We start from the raw sequence: 16,007 nt of genomic DNA, 5'->3' as shown, positions 1-16,007 counted from the left end.
AAAAATCAAGTAAATTTAAATTTAGATGAAAATAAAGACCATTCCAACAATAGCGACAGTTTTAATTTATGCACTATTTACTTTACTCACATTTGAAAACAATGCTACTTCAGATGGCTTTACCAAATTAGGATTTCCATTTAGTTTCTATGTTTATTCGGAGGGTAAACTAACCGACCCAGGATTAGCATCTAGCTTTGGTTTTTCAATCAAATACTTTCTTATTGATGTGTTGATACTAACAATAGTTATTGTTTTAGTAAATTTTATTACCGATAAATGGAAAAAGGAGAAAAAGACTAGCAAATAGTTACCATTCAAGTATCTGTCATCATATAATATTGTAAAGTAACTTAGGTTTCCTATTTTTGCCTTATGAAAAAGATTATCCTAACTATCTGCATTCTTTTTTCAGTACTCTTTTTAAACGCTCAGGATTTTAAAAAATACGATAAAGGCAGCTTTATTAAAGGCAAAGATTCCATTTACTACAGGGTACTGTTTCCGGAGAACTTTAACCCCGAACAAAAATATCCGTTAGTGATCTTCCTGCATGGCAGTGGCGAAAGAGGCAATGACAATGCCAGTCAGCTGGTACACGGTGGAAAGTTGTTTTTAAAAAACGATGTACGCAAAAATTTCCCTGCCATTGTAGTGTTTCCACAATGCCCGGCTAACGATTTCTGGGCCAATATTAACATCGATAAAGACGCAAAAGGTAAAAGGAAATTAAGTTTTGTTGAAGGTGGCAAGCCCACTAAAATTATGCACGCATTGCAGGGTATGATTAAAGATTTTCTGAAAAAACCTTACGTAAACCGTGAGCAAGTTTACGTTGGTGGCCTATCCATGGGTGGCATGGGCACGTATGAGCTGCTGAGAAGAGAACGCCATAAATTTGCTGCAGCCATTGCCATTTGTGGTGGTGACAATACCAATAACATCGAAAAATACAAAAAAACACCCCTCTGGATTTTCCATGGGGCAAAAGATGATGTCGTAGATCCGGCATTATCCATTGCTATAGCCGAACGGCTAAAAACAGTTGGCAAAGAAGTTAAATTTACGCTTTACCCCACAGCTAACCACAACAGCTGGGATAGCGCCTTTGCAGAGCCTGAGTTATTGCCCTGGTTGTTTTCGCATAAGAAATAACATAAAGATCCATCATCCTGATCCGATAGCTATCGGATTTATTTCAGGGTCTCTCAAGAGTTAGATGCTGAAACAAGTTCAGCAGGACGATTTTGGATAATAAAAAAAAGGCTTGAGGAAAATCCCCAAGCCTTTTCCTATAAATAAGGTATTTATTATTCAGCCATGTTGTGGTAAACCGCCTGCACATCATCATCTTCCTCTAACTTATCAATCAGTTTTAAAACATCGGCAGCTTGCTCTTCTGTTACTTCATGGTGCGATAAAGCAATGCGCTCCAGTTTAGAGCTTTTTAACTCAATGCCTTTTTCTTCCAGTGCTTTTTGTAAAGAACCAAAGTTTTCGAAAGCACCCTGAGCTACTGCTACGTCATTTCCTTCTTCATCAGCTTCAACGTAAAGTTCTTCTAAACCTGCATCAATTAATTCAAACTCTAATTCTTCCAAATCCAAATCATCTGCAGGTACAAAGCGGAAAATAGATTTACGGTTGAAAACAAAATCCAAAGAACCGGTTTTGCCCAAAGTTCCGTTGGTTTTATTAAAGTAGCTGCGCACGTTGGCAACGGTACGGTTGGTATTATCGGTTGCCGTTTCAATTAAAACCGCCACGCCGTGAGGGGCGTAACCTTCGTAAACAATTTCTTCGTAATTGGCTAACGATTTATCAGATGCACGCTTAATAGCTGCCTCTACCCTATCTTTAGGCATGTTTACAGCTTTAGCATTTTGCATAGCCGTACGTAAACGCGAGTTGGTTTCAGGATGAGGCCCCGATTCTTTAACCGCCATTACAATATCTTTACCAATACGCGTAAACTGAACCGCCATTTTGGCCCAACGCTTAAATTTTCTTTCTTTTCTAAATTCGAATGCTCTTCCCATTTTGTAGTATCAAGTAATTGGAATCAAGTATCAAGATGATCCTTGTTCCTAACCCTTTATTTTGTTTATTTAATATAACACCTCTGCTTTAGTCTTTTAGCTTTGGTCTTTTAGCTCTTTTTTAAATTCTTTAACATATCAGCTGTCAGTTTCGACAAATCGAACTCTGGTTTCCAGCCCCAGTCTTTAGCCGCGTAGGTATCATCAATAGAACGTGGCCAGCTGTTGGCAATTTGCTGACGCGGATCGTTGTTGGTGTAAGTTAAGGTGAAATCAGGAATATGTTTTCTGATTTCCGCAGCTAAAACTTCTGGTGTAAAACTTACGCCTGCAAAATTATAACTGCTACGCACCGAAATCTGATCGGCTGGTGCATCCATTAACTCGATGGTACCCCGAATCGCATCGTCCATATACATCATCGGTAATTCCGTTCCGGCATTTAAGAAACTCTGATAGCTGCCTTTTTTTAACGCATCGTGAAAAATGTGAATGGCATAATCAGTTGTTCCCCCTCCAGGTGCTGCCTTCCAGCTAATCAATCCCGGGTAACGGATACTGCGTACATCCAATCCATATTTCTGGTTATAATACTCGCACCAACGCTCGCCAGCCAGTTTACTAATACCATAAACCGTATTTGGATCCATTACACAGTATTGCGACGTATGGTCTTTTGGTGAGTTTGGTCCAAACACAGCAATTGAACTTGGCCAATACACTTTTGCTGTTTTATATTCGAGTGCTAAATCGAGTACATTCAGCAAGCCGTTCATGTTTAAATCCCAGGCCAATTTAGGGTTCTGTTCGCCTGTGGCCGATAATAATGCCGCCAGCAGGTAAACCTGTGTAGGCCTGTACTTATGAAAAATGCCTTTAATCATTTCCTTATCAAGCACATTTACAAATTCGAATGGCGCAGAGTTTTTGATATCATAATCAGGTCTGCGGATATCGCATGCAACTACGTTATCATCGCCATATATCTTACGTAAAGTGGTAACCAATTCGGTACCAATTTGTCCGTTAGAGCCTAAAACAACAATTTTTTCCTGCATATTTTTCTTGAGATTGAGCAAAGGTAAAAAAATGAGATAAAAGGTGATAAAATATTTATACTTAGTGTGTAAGTTGGTTAACTGTTTGAATCGTTGAAACTGGTTAACTGTAAATTGCAAACTGGTTTACTGCGAACTGCCAACATTCCAACATTAAAACTTTTCAACTTTAAAACACACCAATATCTCAGCTTTAAAACTTAAAATTTATACATTTACTTTAGCGTACCACCAAATAAACCAATGACTCCTTTTGAGCCTGAATATGCTGCAGATTTACTTAACCGCCTAAAATTGGGCGATAAGCAGGCTTATGAACGCATTTACTTGACCTATAGTAAAGAATTGCTTTTAGCGGCTTATAAAAAAACAGGAGAAAGGATAATTGCTGAGGAACTGGTACAGAACATTTTCATTTCGCTTTGGGAAAAACGTGCTGAAGCCAAAATCAGCAACCTGCAGGCTTATTTATTCGGCGCGCTAAAACTGAGCGTAATTAACCATATCAGGAATTTGGTGATGGAAAACAAATATGTGCAGTACCAAAGCCTCACCTATACAGAAGATCATCAGGATACCGCCAACCTGGTCGACTTTCATGACCTTTCGGCCATTATCGAACAAGGCATCAATTCGCTCCCCGAAAAAACCCGGGAAGTTTTCAGGCTCAGCCGTTACCAGCACCAATCTACCAAAGATATTTCTGCCGGATTAAACATTTCAGAAAAGGCTGTAGAATACCACATTACCCAGTCTATTAAAAGGATTAAAGAATATATTAAAAATTTCTACATCTTTTTATAACTGTATATCAGCCAATTACAAAATAATTTCATTTTTCTGCAAAGTTGCTTTAGGGTTTGGCCCTCACTGTGTTACTTGTAAGTATAAAGCCAAATATTTTTTCTTATGAACCAAAAATCATTCTACGATTTACTTACCCGTTATCACGAAGGAAATTGTACTGAAGCCGAAAAGCTTTGGGTAGATAAATGGTATCATAATTTAAACAGTAAGAGTTTTGAAGATCTTTCTGATGCCGCACTGGATGAGATGCAACAAAGTATTTGGCAAAATATCAATCCAGATGCCACACAACCGGTAAAAAACACTAAGGTTAAGAAACTTTGGCCAAAATTTGCCATTGCAGCATCGTTTATTGTTGCATTTCTAATTGGTGGCTTGTACTGGGCAAACAAGAACAACGCCGAAAATGCCTTTATGAGCGATAATGAAGGTCTGGAACTAATTAGCAAAACCAACGATACCAATCGTCCCATCATAGTTTCGCTGAGCGATGAGAGTAAAATTACTTTAGATCCAAAGGCAAACATCATTTACCCAAAGGATTTTGCTACCGATAAAAGAACCGTTTACCTAAAAGGAAACGCTTTTTTCTCGGTAAGCAAAAATCCGAAAAGACCTTTTTACGTGTACAACCGAACATTGGTTGTACGCGTTTTAGGTACCAGCTTCTTTGTTAAATCGTCGGTTAATCAGCAACCGGCACAAGTTTCGGTACGCACAGGCAAGGTACAGGTAAACGAAAACGAAAACTGCAGCCTGTTCCGCCTGTCAGATAAAAGGGTAGCCAGGCCTATTTTACTCAAACCTAATCAGAAGGGAATTTATACCGATCATAACTTAAGCAAAACCCTGGTAGAGCACCCTATTCCTTTAGCAGTGGCTTACAATATGCCCAACACGGTCAGTTATAATTTTAAAGAAAAAAACCTGAAAGAGATTTTCAGTACCTTATCAGAAGCTTATGGTATTGATATTTTAACCAGTCAGCAGGATATATTAAACTACACCTTTACCGGAGATTTAAGCAATAAAGGGCTATATGAGCAGCTCGATCTGATTTGCGGATCTATATCAGGTAAATATAAAATCAAGGGAACCAGCATTATGGTTTCAAATACCAACTAACCAAAATATATAAACATGATGAAACAGTACCAGATTATCAACAGCCCGTAACCGCGGCACCACTTCCCATAATATTTTTCTAAAAAACAAAGCCGACAATGTGGGGCATTGCCGGCGAGTTAAATACATAGAAATGTATTCATGGTATTCCTATGTCCAATAAATCCAATCATTTAATGAACAACAACCAAATTTATGAAAAAAAATCAACTTATTTCGCTGGCGATATATGCAATGAGAGTTTCGATTTACCAAATACTTGCAATAATAACCTTTACCTGTGCTGCATTTGCAAAAAATGTTGGCGCACAGGAATTTCTGAATAAAGCAATCTCGATCAAAGCCGATCAAACCGATATTAAGACCATTATTGAAAAAACCGAACAACTGGCCAATGTTAAGTTTGTTTACAGTCCGCAATTAATTAACTCTGACCGGAAAATATCGGTAAACGTGGTTAACCAAAAACTTAAATACTTTCTTGAGAATTCGCTAAAACGTTATGACGTGGGATATAGGATAGTTAAAGATCAGATTCTGCTCTATTCTATTCCCGCCAATAACAACCTGGCACTGTTAAAAGCCTTTGAAGGGATTGTTACCGGTAAAGTTACCGATAGCAAAGGCAACGCTATCCCCGGGGTATCGGTTACCGTAAAAGGCAAAACCATTGGTACTACTACCGATGAAAATGGTGCTTTTGCCTTAAAAGGTCTTACAGTTGACAGCCGCGTGCTGGTAGTAAGGTATGTAGGCTATATTTCTAAAGAGGTTAACCTATCGCCAGGCAATGCCGACGAAAACCTGAACATCAGCTTATCAGAAGATAACTTACAACTCGAAAGTGTAATGGTTACTGGTGGTAATCCTAAAAAGAAGCTTGAAAGTAGTGTGGCCCTTACCTCGGTAAGCAATAAAGACATTACCAACAGGGCACCTTTAAACAGCACCGATTTATTAAAAGCCATTCCAGGTTTAACTGTAGAAAGTACTGGTGGTGATGGTCCGGGTAACGTTTGGGTAAGGGGCTTTCCACAGCAAGGTGGTTATATTTTCCTGGGTATACAGGAAGATGGTTTGCCTTTACTGCCTACAGGCTTCAACACCAATCCATCAGTAGATCAATACTACAAAACCGACCTGACTATCCAAAACATCGAAGCCATCAGAGGTGGTAACGCTTCCATCATTCAGGCCAATACTCCTGGTGCAGTGGTTAACAACCTCAGCTATGTTGGTGCCGATAAACAATATGGCCAGTTTAAATTTACCACAGGCTTTTCGCAGGGCTTATACCGTTTTGATGGCAATACCGGAGGAAAAATAAGCGATCAAGTTAAATACAACATTGGTGGTTTTTACCGTACCGATAATGGCGTAGTAGATCAGGGCTTTAATCCGGCCAATCGCGGCGGACAAATTAAAGGTAACATGACTTTTAATTTCAAGAATAACAAAGGTTTTATCCGCCTTTACGGAAAGTACCTGAATGATAAAGTTCAGTTCCTGCTAACCAGCTACTACCCTTATGATGGAACCGGAAAGCCAACCACTTACCGAGATTACAATATGGCTTCGCAATCCATTACCCCTGTTCAAACCGATTGGAGCTATAACGACCCTGCAAACGGAAACCATGATTTTAGTTTAACAGATGGGATACATACAAAATTGGGTTCAGCTGGTTTCCAGTTTAACTACCTAACTGATAATGGCTGGCAGATCGTAAACAATTTCCGTTACCAGAATACCCACACCAACGCTACTTACACTGCACCTGCCGGAATTACAGCCAGAACCAGCGCAACACCTTACTATTATCCTGGCGGCGCTGTTGCACCATTTGTAGCCGGCGATTATGTAATTACTTCAAATGCCCAGGGGCAAATTAACAGTGACGTGCAGATTGTAGATTATCTGGATTTAAAAAAGAAAGTAAAAAACCACAGCCTTAATATCGGATTGGGCATCCACCAGTATAACCGCGACGATTTACGTTATGCTTTCCGTTCTTTTACCGAGTTTAAAGAACACCCAAGTATTATCTTACAGTCTCCAACAGCTGCAGAGCGCACTATTCAAACTAAAAACACCTTCATAGGCGATACCAGAACCTTATCTGCTTATGCCGGTGATGAGATTAAAATATCAGAAAAATGGCGCCTGGATATTGGGGCGAGAATCGACAATCAAAATGTAAAAGGCGACAGACCTTATTATGCATTAAACACCAATGGTACTGTAAATGCAAGTGCAAGTGCCACGCCTACTATTTTAGGCTATACTGCTTATAACGAAACATTAACCAACTGGGCAGCTTCTGTAGGTGCAAATTATAAAATCAGCAATACTTCAAGCATTTTTGCCCGGGCAACCAAAGCCTACAATGCGCCGAACATTGGCGATTACAATGCATCGGCCTATAATGCCGCAAACATTAAAAAACGCCCGGTTTATTTAGGCGAAGTAGGTTTTAAATATGCCAAAAATAACCTGGCAATTTTTGCCTCCGGAAGTTACTCGGCTATTAAAAATGTATCGTTAAGCATTAATGTGCCAACTACAGCGGCAGGTACACAAGCTTTAGTAGCTTTTGGTTCTACCCGCACCTGGAGTGCAGAATATGAAGTTTCTTACAAAATTGCGAAACCACTCAGCTTACGCCTAACCGGAACGCTTCAGGATTCGAAATATACCGATTACGAAGCCAATACCAGTGGCAATGCTGCCGTGGCCGCCGAATTTGGTAACCGCATTTACAGCTTTACCGGTAACCGCACAGAACGGGTTCCGGTGCTTAACACCGAACTTGGTGCAAACTACGATTACAAAAACTTTAACTTATATGTTGCAGCAAATTACGTGGGCAGCCGCTTTACCTCACCAAGCGGAAGCTACGAATTACCAGGTTATGTGGTAATGAAAGCTGGCGCAGGCTATAATTTCACTAAAAAAGTAGCTATAAGATTTTGGGCAGACAACTTGTTAAATGCAAAAGTGTTGACCGAAGGCGACGTTCGCGGAGATCAGTTCAGAGATTTCTCAACAGTAAGCCCTGGTCAATTAATGATTGGCAGAACTTTACTTCAACGTACTTTCTGGGGATCATTGGCTTATTCATTTTAACAGCAAGGCCGGAGTTTACGCTCCGGCCTTTTTTAATTCAAAATATCATGACAACAAGAAGATCATTTTTACAGCAAACAAGCTTAGCTGCAGTTGCAGCATTTTTAACTCCGTCAGTTATTACCTCTGCCCTGGCGCAACCAGCCAAAATTTCTAAAATAGGCATCGGTTTATTTACCCTGAGAGAACAATTAACAGCTGATGTTAAGGCCACTATAGCCTGCGTGGCCCAGATTGGCTATAACCAGGTAGAAACTTATTATGGCTATCCGGGCAAATATGAAGTTAAGGGCTTCTGGGGGTTGGAAGCCAAAGATTTTAAAGCCTTACTTACGGCCAATAACCTTACTTCGCCAAGTGGCCATTACAATTTAACCGAATTCCTTTCTACCGGCGATGATAAAGTATTAAAATCGCACATCGAAACTGCTGCAACCGTAGGTCAAAAGTATTTTGTGGTTCCGGCATTACCTACCGATATCAGGGCAAACGGAACATTAGATGATTACAAGCGCATGGCTGCCAAATTTAACCAGGCTGCAGAACTTTGCCAAAAATCGGGTTTAAAGTTAGCTTACCACAACCACAACTTCGAATTTAAAGATCAGGGTAACGGTGTTACGGGCTATTCCATTTTACTCAATGAAACCGATGCCAAACTGGTAGGCTTTGAGCTCGATATTTTCTGGGCCGTAAATGCAGGCTTAGATCCTGTAGCCATGTTCAGCAAAAATCCTGGTCGATATAAAATGTTTCATGTTAAGGATATGGATAAACAGGATAAGGCCGTGTTTACCGAAGTAGGTTCGGGCAAAATCGATTTTAAAAGCATTTTTGCCAGCGCTAAACTGGCCGGAGTCGATTACATTTTTACCGAACAGGACCTGATTAAAAAAGAACCTTTTCAAAGCATTACAGAAAGCTACAATTATATTAAAAACAACCTGCTGTAGGTAGTCATTCAAGCCATGAAAAGGCCTGTTTAGAAATTTACTGGTAAATAACATGTTCATTCGCACTAAATGTACTTTTTACACCAAGTAAATCTGATAAAAAAACAGGCCTCAACATGGTTTAAACCTACAAAAAACGCATTATTTAGAATTATTATTCGGAGTAACAATTGCGTTGCGTATCAATAATTTAACGGTATAACCTTAACGTTTCCATTATATTTTTTCTAATATTACTCATTCAACACATAACATAACCAATATATAAAACCATAAATACGATGCATAGAAGAGAAGCACTCAAAAACGTTGCATTTTTGCTGGGAGGAGCAATCTCGGCGAGTACAATGGGCGTTTTATTCGAAAGTTTTACGCTCCCGGAAAACGAAAAAAACTTCGTACAGTATTCTATTGAGGATGAGAAGATTTTTGCTGAATTTGCTGATATCATTGTGCCAACCACACAGTCATCTGCCGGTGCCAAAGCTGCCGGATTAGGTAAGTTTATACCGATGATGATGAAAGACTGTTATCCTGCTACCATGCAAACTTCATTTGCAAATGGATTTAAGGCCCTTCAGGCTAAATCGATGAAAGATTTCGGTAAACCTTACGTTGCCTTAACCGTTGCCGACCGCAAAAAGCTAATGGCCGATTTAAGAACCATCGCCATTGCACAAAAAGAAACTAAATCAGAAGACAACAAAGATTTAGCTTATTTCTTTGTTACCGCACGCGATTTAACTTTACTGGGTTATTACTCTTCCGAAATTGGTTGCACCAAAGCAAGAGCTTACGTTCTTGTTCCAGGCCGCTACGATGGCAATACTACCTTAAAGCCAGGCCAAAAATCTTGGGCTACCTAACATCAAAACAACGACAAAACATCATGAATTTAAATACAAATTTAAAAGCAGAAAATACTTACGATGCTATTGTTATAGGATCGGGGATTAGTGGCGGCTGGGCTGCAAAAGAACTTACCGAAAAAGGCTTACGTGTTTTAATGCTCGAAAGAGGGATGAACATTGAGCACATTACCGGTTACGAAAATGCGATGAAAAATCCATGGGATTTTAAACACGCAGGCAGACTAACAGAAGAACAAAAACGTACCCACCCGGTACAAAAAAGAGATTACCCTTACCAGGAAGCGAATGAAAAATGGTGGGTAAACGATTTGGAATGCCCGTATACCGAAGATAAACGTTTCGATTGGTATCGTGGTTTTCATGTAGGTGGTAAATCGTTAATGTGGGGCCGTCAGAGCTACCGTTTAAGCGATCATAACTTTGAAGATAATGCAAGAGATGGTCACGGAAGTGATTGGCCGCTTCGTTATGCCGAACTTTCGCCATGGTATGATTATGCCGAGCGTTTCGCTGGCATCAGTGGTTCTAACGAAAACTGGCCAACTTGTCCTGACGGACAATTCTTGCCGCCAATGGACTTAAACATTGTAGAAAAATCGGTAAAATCACGTATAGAAGAACATTATAAAAGAGAACGGATTATGATGATTGGCCGTGTGGCTAACCTTACCGTTCCGCATAAAGGCCGTGGTAATTGTCAGTACAGAAACTTATGTAGCCGCGGTTGTCCGTTTGGTGCATATTTCAGTACGCAATCTTCTACCCTGCCTGCTGCTATGGCTACCAAACGTTTAACATTAAGACCATATTCTATTGTAAATCATATTATTTACGATAAGGACACCAAAAAAGCTAAAGGTGTAATGGTTATCGATGCACAAACCAACAAAACAATGGAGTTTTATGCTAAAATTGTTTTCGTTAACGGGTCTACTTTAGGTTCAACATTCATTCTGTTAAACTCTACATCAGAAGCACATCCGAATGGTTTGGGTAATGGTAGCGGTCAGTTAGGTCACAACTTAATGGATCACCACTTCCGTTGCGGTGCATCAGGCGAAGCTGAAGGTTTCGACGATAAATACACCTACGGCCGTCGTGCAAATGGTATTTACATTCCAAGGTATCAAAACATCGGAAACGATAAACGCGGCTACCTGCGTGGTTTTGGTTATCAGGGTGGTGCCAGCAGATCAAACTGGCAAAATGATGTTGCAGAATTATCGTTTGGTGCCGATCTTAAAGAAAAAATGACCAAACCAGGAAAATGGAGCATGGGTCTGGGTGGTTTCGGAGAGATGTTACCTTACTACGAAAACAAAGTTTACATCGATCACAACAAAAAAGACAAGTGGGGACAACCTGTATTGGCGATTGATTGCGAATACAAAGAGAACGAGAAAAAAATGCGTGTGGATATGATGAACGATGCAGCTGAAATGTTAGAAAAAGCAGGCATGAAAAACATCAAAACCTACGATAACGGTTGTTATCCGGGTATGGCTATCCACGAAATGGGTACTGCCAGAATGGGTAACGATCCTAAAACATCGGTACTGAACAAATGGAACCAGATGCATGAGGTGAATAACGTTTTCGTAACCGATGGATCGTGCATGCCTTCTATCGCTTGTCAAAACCCTTCATTAACATTTATGGCGTTAACAGCACGCGCTGCAGATTACGCTGTAAAAGAATTAAAGAAAAAGAATATCTAGAAAAGGTATAAGGTGAAAGGTTTAAGGTATAAGGTTAATATCCCTATGCCCTAAGCCTTTTACCCTATGCCCCATACTCAACATGAAAAGAAAATTAAGAATGGGCATGATAGGCGGTGGAAAAGACGCCTTTATTGGTGCCGTACACCGTTTGGCCGCTAACATGGATGGCCTGATTGAATTAACTGCCGGAGCTTTAAGTGTAAACCCTGAAATCGGGTACGAATCCGGAAAACTGCTTTTTCTTCCTGACAACCGGATTTACAGCAATTACGAAGAAATGCTGACAAAAGAAAGTGAATTGCCAGCTGATGAAAGAATTGATTTTGTAACCATTGTTACCCCAAATTTTGCCCACTTTGCACCTGCAATGATGGCATTGGATAAAGGTTTCAATGTGGTAATAGAAAAACCAATAACTTTAACCTTAGAAGAAGCTAAACAGCTACAGGCTAAAGTAGAAGAAACCGGTTTAACCCTTTGTTTAACGCACACCTATTCTGGCTACCCAATGGTTAAGCAAGCCAAACAAATGGTACGCGAAGGCGAACTGGGTGCTATCCGTAAAATTGTAGTAGAATATCCTCAGGGTTGGTTAAGTACGCTTTCTGAGCGCGAAGGCAACGCACAGGCAGCCTGGCGTACAGACCCATCTAAAACCGGAAAAAGTGGTAGCATGGGCGATATCGGTACGCATGCCGCACACCTTGCCGAGTACATTTCCGGCCTAAAAATTTCAAAAATCTGCGCCGATTTAAACATTGTTGTACCCGGAAGAGCTATTGATGATGATGGTAACGTATTGTTAAAGTTCGATAATGGTGCTAATGGCGTATTGGTAGCCTCGCAAATTGCTGCTGGTGAAGAAAATGCGCTAAAAATCAGGGTTTATGGCGAAAAAGGTGGTTTAGAGTGGCACCAGATGGAACCAAATACCCTTATTGTAAGGTGGTTAAACGCACCTGCACAAATTTACAGAACGGGTAACGGCTATATGGGTAGTTTTGCGAAACACAATACCCGCACACCAGGCGGGCACCCTGAAGGTTATTTAGAAGCATTTGCCAACATTTATAAAAACTTTGCACTTACTGTAAATGCAAAATTAAATAATGAGCAACCTACAGCAGAAATGCTCGATTTCCCTGGCACCACAGATGGCATCAGAGGAATGGCATTTATCGAAAATGTAGTGGCTTCAAGCCAATCAGATCAAAAATGGTTCGACTATAAACTATAATCATCCGGCATGACAACAATAAAAGGACCCGCTGTATTTTTAGCACAGTTTATAAGCGACGAAGCGCCGTTTAATTCGCTCGATAATATTTGCAAATGGGCTGCAGATTTAGGATTTAAAGGTATCCAGATGCCAACGCTCGATGCCCGCTTTATTGACCTTAAACAAGCGGCAGAAAGCAAAACCTATGCTGATGAATTAAAAGGTAAAATCGCCGCCCATGGTTTAGAGATAACCGAACTATCTACCCACTTACAAGGTCAGCTGGTTGCGGTGCACCCTGCTTATGATGACTTATTTGATGCTTTTGCACCAAAAGAAGTACATAAAAACCCAAAAGCGAGAACAGAATGGGCAATACAACAAATGAAATATGCCGCCAAAGCATCGCAAAATTTGGGATTAAACGCTCACGCTACCTTTAGCGGTTCGTTATTATGGCAATATTTTCACCCATGGCCGCAACGCCCTGCTGGTTTGGTAGAAGAAGGCTTTGCCGAACTGGCCAAACGCTGGACTCCCATTTTGAATGAATTTGATCAATGTGGAGTAGATGTTTGCTACGAAATACACCCTGGCGAAGATTTATTTGACGGTGAAACATACGAAATGTTCCTGGCAGCAGTAAATAATCACCCAAGGGCATGCTTATTGTATGATCCATCACACTTTGTATTGCAACAGTTAGATTATATTCAGTACATCGATTTTTATCACGAAAGAATTAAAGCCTTTCATGTTAAGGATGCAGAATTTAATCCGACAGGTAAACAAGGTACTTTTGGTGGTTACCAAAGCTGGGCAAACCGTGCAGGCCGTTACCGCTCACCTGGCGATGGACAGGTTGATTTTAAAACCATCTTCAGCAAACTGGCACAATACGATTTTAAAGGTTGGGCCGTTATGGAGTGGGAATGCTGCATTAAAAATCAGCAGGATGGCGCGCGTGAAGGTGCCGAGTTTATTAAAAAGAACATTATCAATGTAACCGATAAAGCATTCGACGATTTTGCAGCATCGGGTAGTGATAGTGCTTTCAATAAAAAAATATTAGGACTATAACATTAATAAAAAGCAAGTAAACCTGCATAAGCAAAACAAATTAACATTACCGCTTATGTCAGCCCGAATACGAATAAAAACAAAACACACAATGAAAAAAACATTTTTAATTTTAGGCGCTGTAGTCATTTTTATGGCGTCTTTCACGAAAGCAGATTTAGCGAAAGAGAAAAGTGCAGTTGCAACAGCAACTATGGCAAACCATGCTTTTCAATCAAACCCGGGTGAAAAACTGATCAACAAAAACGACTGTTTAGGTTGCCACAACAAAACCAACAAAATTATTGGCCCTGCTTATGTAGATATTGCTAAAAAATATCCTGCTACAGAGAAAAACATCAACATGTTAGCCGATAAAATTATTAAAGGGGGTACCGGAGTTTGGGGCAACATGCCAATGACTGCACATGCTACACTTAAAAAAGACGATGCAAAATTAATGGTAAAATATATTTTGTCGTTAAAAAAATAATTTAACCTCATTAGCAAATCGATTTACCTCATATGAAAACAGAGCAAGAAAATAAAACCACGAGTAACCGTCGTGATTTTATTAAAACAACAGCTATCGCTGCTGCTGCATTTATGATTGTTCCGCGCCATGTTTTGGGCGGTCCGGGTTATTTAGCGCCAAGCGACCGTTTATTGGTTGCCGGTATTGGTGTTGGCGGTAAAGGCCAGAGCGATTTAGATATGTTTTACAAAAGCGGAAAAGCAGATATCGCTTTTCTGTGCGATGTAGACGATCGTCGTGCTGCCAATAGCGTAAAAGCTTTCCCTAAAGCCAAATACTATAAAGACTGGCGCGAAATGCTGGATAAGGAGCATAAAAACTTCGATGCAGTCTCTGTTTCCACTCCCGATCATAACCATGCCATCCAGGCACTTGCAGCAATGCAACTGGGTAAGCACGTGTATGTTCAAAAACCCTTAACGCATGATATTTATGAGGCCCGCATTTTAACTGCTGCCGCAAAAAAATATAAGGTAGTTACGCAAATGGGTAATCAGGGGGCATCAAACGATGGCCCGCGCCAAATGAAAGAGTGGTACGAAGCCGGTTTAATTGGCGATGTACATACTGTTTATGCCTGGACCAATCGTCCGGTTTGGCCTCAGGGTATTCCATGGCCAACAAAAAAGGCCGAAATTCCAAAAGAATTAGACTGGAATTTATGGTTAGGAACTGCCCCTGAAAAAGATTTTGTTGATAAACTGGTTCCTTTTAACTGGCGTGGCTGGTGGGATTACGGAACAGGTGCATTAGGCGATATGGGCTGCCACTTAATCGAAGCTCCTTTCAGTGTGTTAAATTTAAAATACGCTAAAGAAGTTGAGGCGAGTGTAGGCTCTGTTTATGTTGATGAATTTAAACGCGGTTATTTCCCGGAAAGCTGCCCGCCATCAAGCCATGTTACCTTAAGGTTCCCTAAAACTGATAAAACCAAAGGCGAAGTAACCTTACATTGGATGGACGGTGGCATCCAGCCAGAGCGTCCGGAAGAACTGGAAGCCAATGAAACTTTTGGTGATGGTGGTAACGGTACCCTATTTATCGGAACCAAAGGTAAAATGATGTCTGAAACCTACAGTGCCAATCCAAAATTATTGCCACTAAGCAGAAATAAGGACATTAACGTTAAACCTAAATATGCACGTGTACCTGATGGTGCCAATGGCCATTACAAACAGTGGGTAGAAGCAGCAATTGCAGGTTACGGTAAGCAGGAAGTAAGTTCGCCATTCGAAATTGCAGGTCCGTTAACCGAAGCTTTATTAATGGCTAACCTTGCAATCAGAAGTTTCGATATCCAGAAAACGGTAAATGGTAAGGTAACTTATCCGGGCAGATACACCAAAATGCTATGGGATAACGACAACATGAAGGTAACCAACTTTGATGATGCAAACCAGTTTGTAAAACGCGAATATCGCAAAGGCTGGAATAATTTAACACTTTAATAAAAAGGATTTACAAACCCTATAGGTTTTAAAAACCTACGAGGT

The 16,007-nt window shown here is 40.4% G+C and carries 14 protein-coding genes; 12 read left to right on the top strand and 2 right to left on the bottom strand.

What is annotated here, in order from left to right; translation table 11 throughout:
* Positions 1-25: 25 nt before the first annotated feature.
* Both OC25_RS14635 and OC25_RS14630 read left to right on the top strand, forming a co-directional pair.
* Positions 26-310: a hypothetical protein gene (locus OC25_RS14635; protein WP_039477387.1), complete on the top strand. Its 285-nt coding sequence runs from the start codon at positions 26-28 to the stop codon at positions 308-310.
* Positions 311-375: 65 nt separating this feature from the next.
* Positions 376-1,155, top strand: coding sequence for a carboxylesterase family protein (locus tag OC25_RS14630; protein WP_039477383.1), 780 nt, complete (start codon positions 376-378; stop codon positions 1,153-1,155).
* Between the two features lie 155 nt (positions 1,156-1,310).
* On the opposite strand, the gene OC25_RS14625 is transcribed toward OC25_RS14630, so the two are convergent.
* Both OC25_RS14625 and OC25_RS14620 read right to left on the bottom strand, forming a co-directional pair.
* Positions 1,311-2,039: a YebC/PmpR family DNA-binding transcriptional regulator gene (locus OC25_RS14625; protein ID WP_039477381.1), complete on the bottom strand. Its 729-nt coding sequence runs from the start codon at positions 2,037-2,039 to the stop codon at positions 1,311-1,313.
* A 110-nt stretch (positions 2,040-2,149) separates the two neighbouring features.
* A complete protein-coding gene (locus OC25_RS14620; protein WP_039477379.1) occupies positions 2,150-3,097 on the bottom strand; it encodes an NAD-dependent epimerase/dehydratase family protein in 948 nt (315 codons plus the stop codon).
* A 243-nt stretch (positions 3,098-3,340) separates the two neighbouring features.
* Between OC25_RS14620 and OC25_RS14615 the strand changes: the two genes are divergently transcribed.
* The 10 genes from OC25_RS14615 to OC25_RS14570 all read left to right on the top strand — a co-directional run bounded on the left by OC25_RS14615 (position 3,341) and on the right by OC25_RS14570 (position 15,962).
* The gene (locus tag OC25_RS14615) at positions 3,341-3,901 is read left to right on the top strand and encodes a sigma-70 family RNA polymerase sigma factor (protein ID WP_039477377.1); all 561 of its coding nucleotides are present in this window, start codon (positions 3,341-3,343) and stop codon (positions 3,899-3,901) included.
* A gap of 105 nt (positions 3,902-4,006) precedes the next feature.
* Entirely contained in the window at positions 4,007-5,029 is a 1,023-nt protein-coding gene (locus OC25_RS26960; protein ID WP_052266226.1) for a FecR family protein, read from the top strand.
* A gap of 195 nt (positions 5,030-5,224) precedes the next feature.
* Complete coding sequence (locus OC25_RS14605) at positions 5,225-8,155, top strand: TonB-dependent receptor (protein WP_039477374.1); 2,931 nt, start codon at positions 5,225-5,227, stop codon at positions 8,153-8,155.
* Between the two features lie 47 nt (positions 8,156-8,202).
* The gene (locus OC25_RS14600) at positions 8,203-9,108 is read left to right on the top strand and encodes a sugar phosphate isomerase/epimerase family protein (RefSeq protein ID WP_039477373.1); all 906 of its coding nucleotides are present in this window, start codon (positions 8,203-8,205) and stop codon (positions 9,106-9,108) included.
* A gap of 281 nt (positions 9,109-9,389) precedes the next feature.
* Complete coding sequence (locus OC25_RS14595) at positions 9,390-9,974, top strand: gluconate 2-dehydrogenase subunit 3 family protein (RefSeq protein ID WP_039477368.1); 585 nt, start codon at positions 9,390-9,392, stop codon at positions 9,972-9,974.
* 23 nt (positions 9,975-9,997) lie between these two features.
* Complete coding sequence (locus OC25_RS14590; RefSeq protein WP_209435598.1) at positions 9,998-11,698, top strand: GMC oxidoreductase; 1,701 nt, start codon at positions 9,998-10,000, stop codon at positions 11,696-11,698.
* Positions 11,699-11,780: 82 nt separating this feature from the next.
* On the top strand, positions 11,781-12,938 hold the full coding sequence (locus OC25_RS14585) for a Gfo/Idh/MocA family protein (RefSeq protein ID WP_039477365.1): 1,158 nt from the start codon (positions 11,781-11,783) through the stop codon (positions 12,936-12,938).
* 9 nt (positions 12,939-12,947) lie between these two features.
* The gene (locus OC25_RS14580; protein ID WP_039477362.1) at positions 12,948-14,000 is read left to right on the top strand and encodes a sugar phosphate isomerase/epimerase family protein; all 1,053 of its coding nucleotides are present in this window, start codon (positions 12,948-12,950) and stop codon (positions 13,998-14,000) included.
* A gap of 91 nt (positions 14,001-14,091) precedes the next feature.
* Positions 14,092-14,472, top strand: a complete 381-nt coding sequence (locus tag OC25_RS14575) for a c-type cytochrome (RefSeq protein WP_039477359.1) — start codon at positions 14,092-14,094, stop codon at positions 14,470-14,472.
* Between the two features lie 32 nt (positions 14,473-14,504).
* Positions 14,505-15,962 carry a Gfo/Idh/MocA family protein gene (locus OC25_RS14570; RefSeq protein ID WP_039477358.1) on the top strand — a complete coding sequence of 486 codons (1,458 nt, stop codon included), beginning with the start codon at positions 14,505-14,507 and terminating at the stop codon, positions 15,960-15,962.
* The last annotated feature ends 45 nt before the right edge of the window (positions 15,963-16,007 follow it).

Origin of the sequence: Pedobacter kyungheensis (assembly GCF_000812965.1) — a bacterium.
Lineage (GTDB): Bacteria > Bacteroidota > Bacteroidia > Sphingobacteriales > Sphingobacteriaceae > Pedobacter > Pedobacter kyungheensis.
Note: the sequence above shows the minus strand (reverse complement) of the source record. Positions and strands in the feature narration are given on the sequence as shown.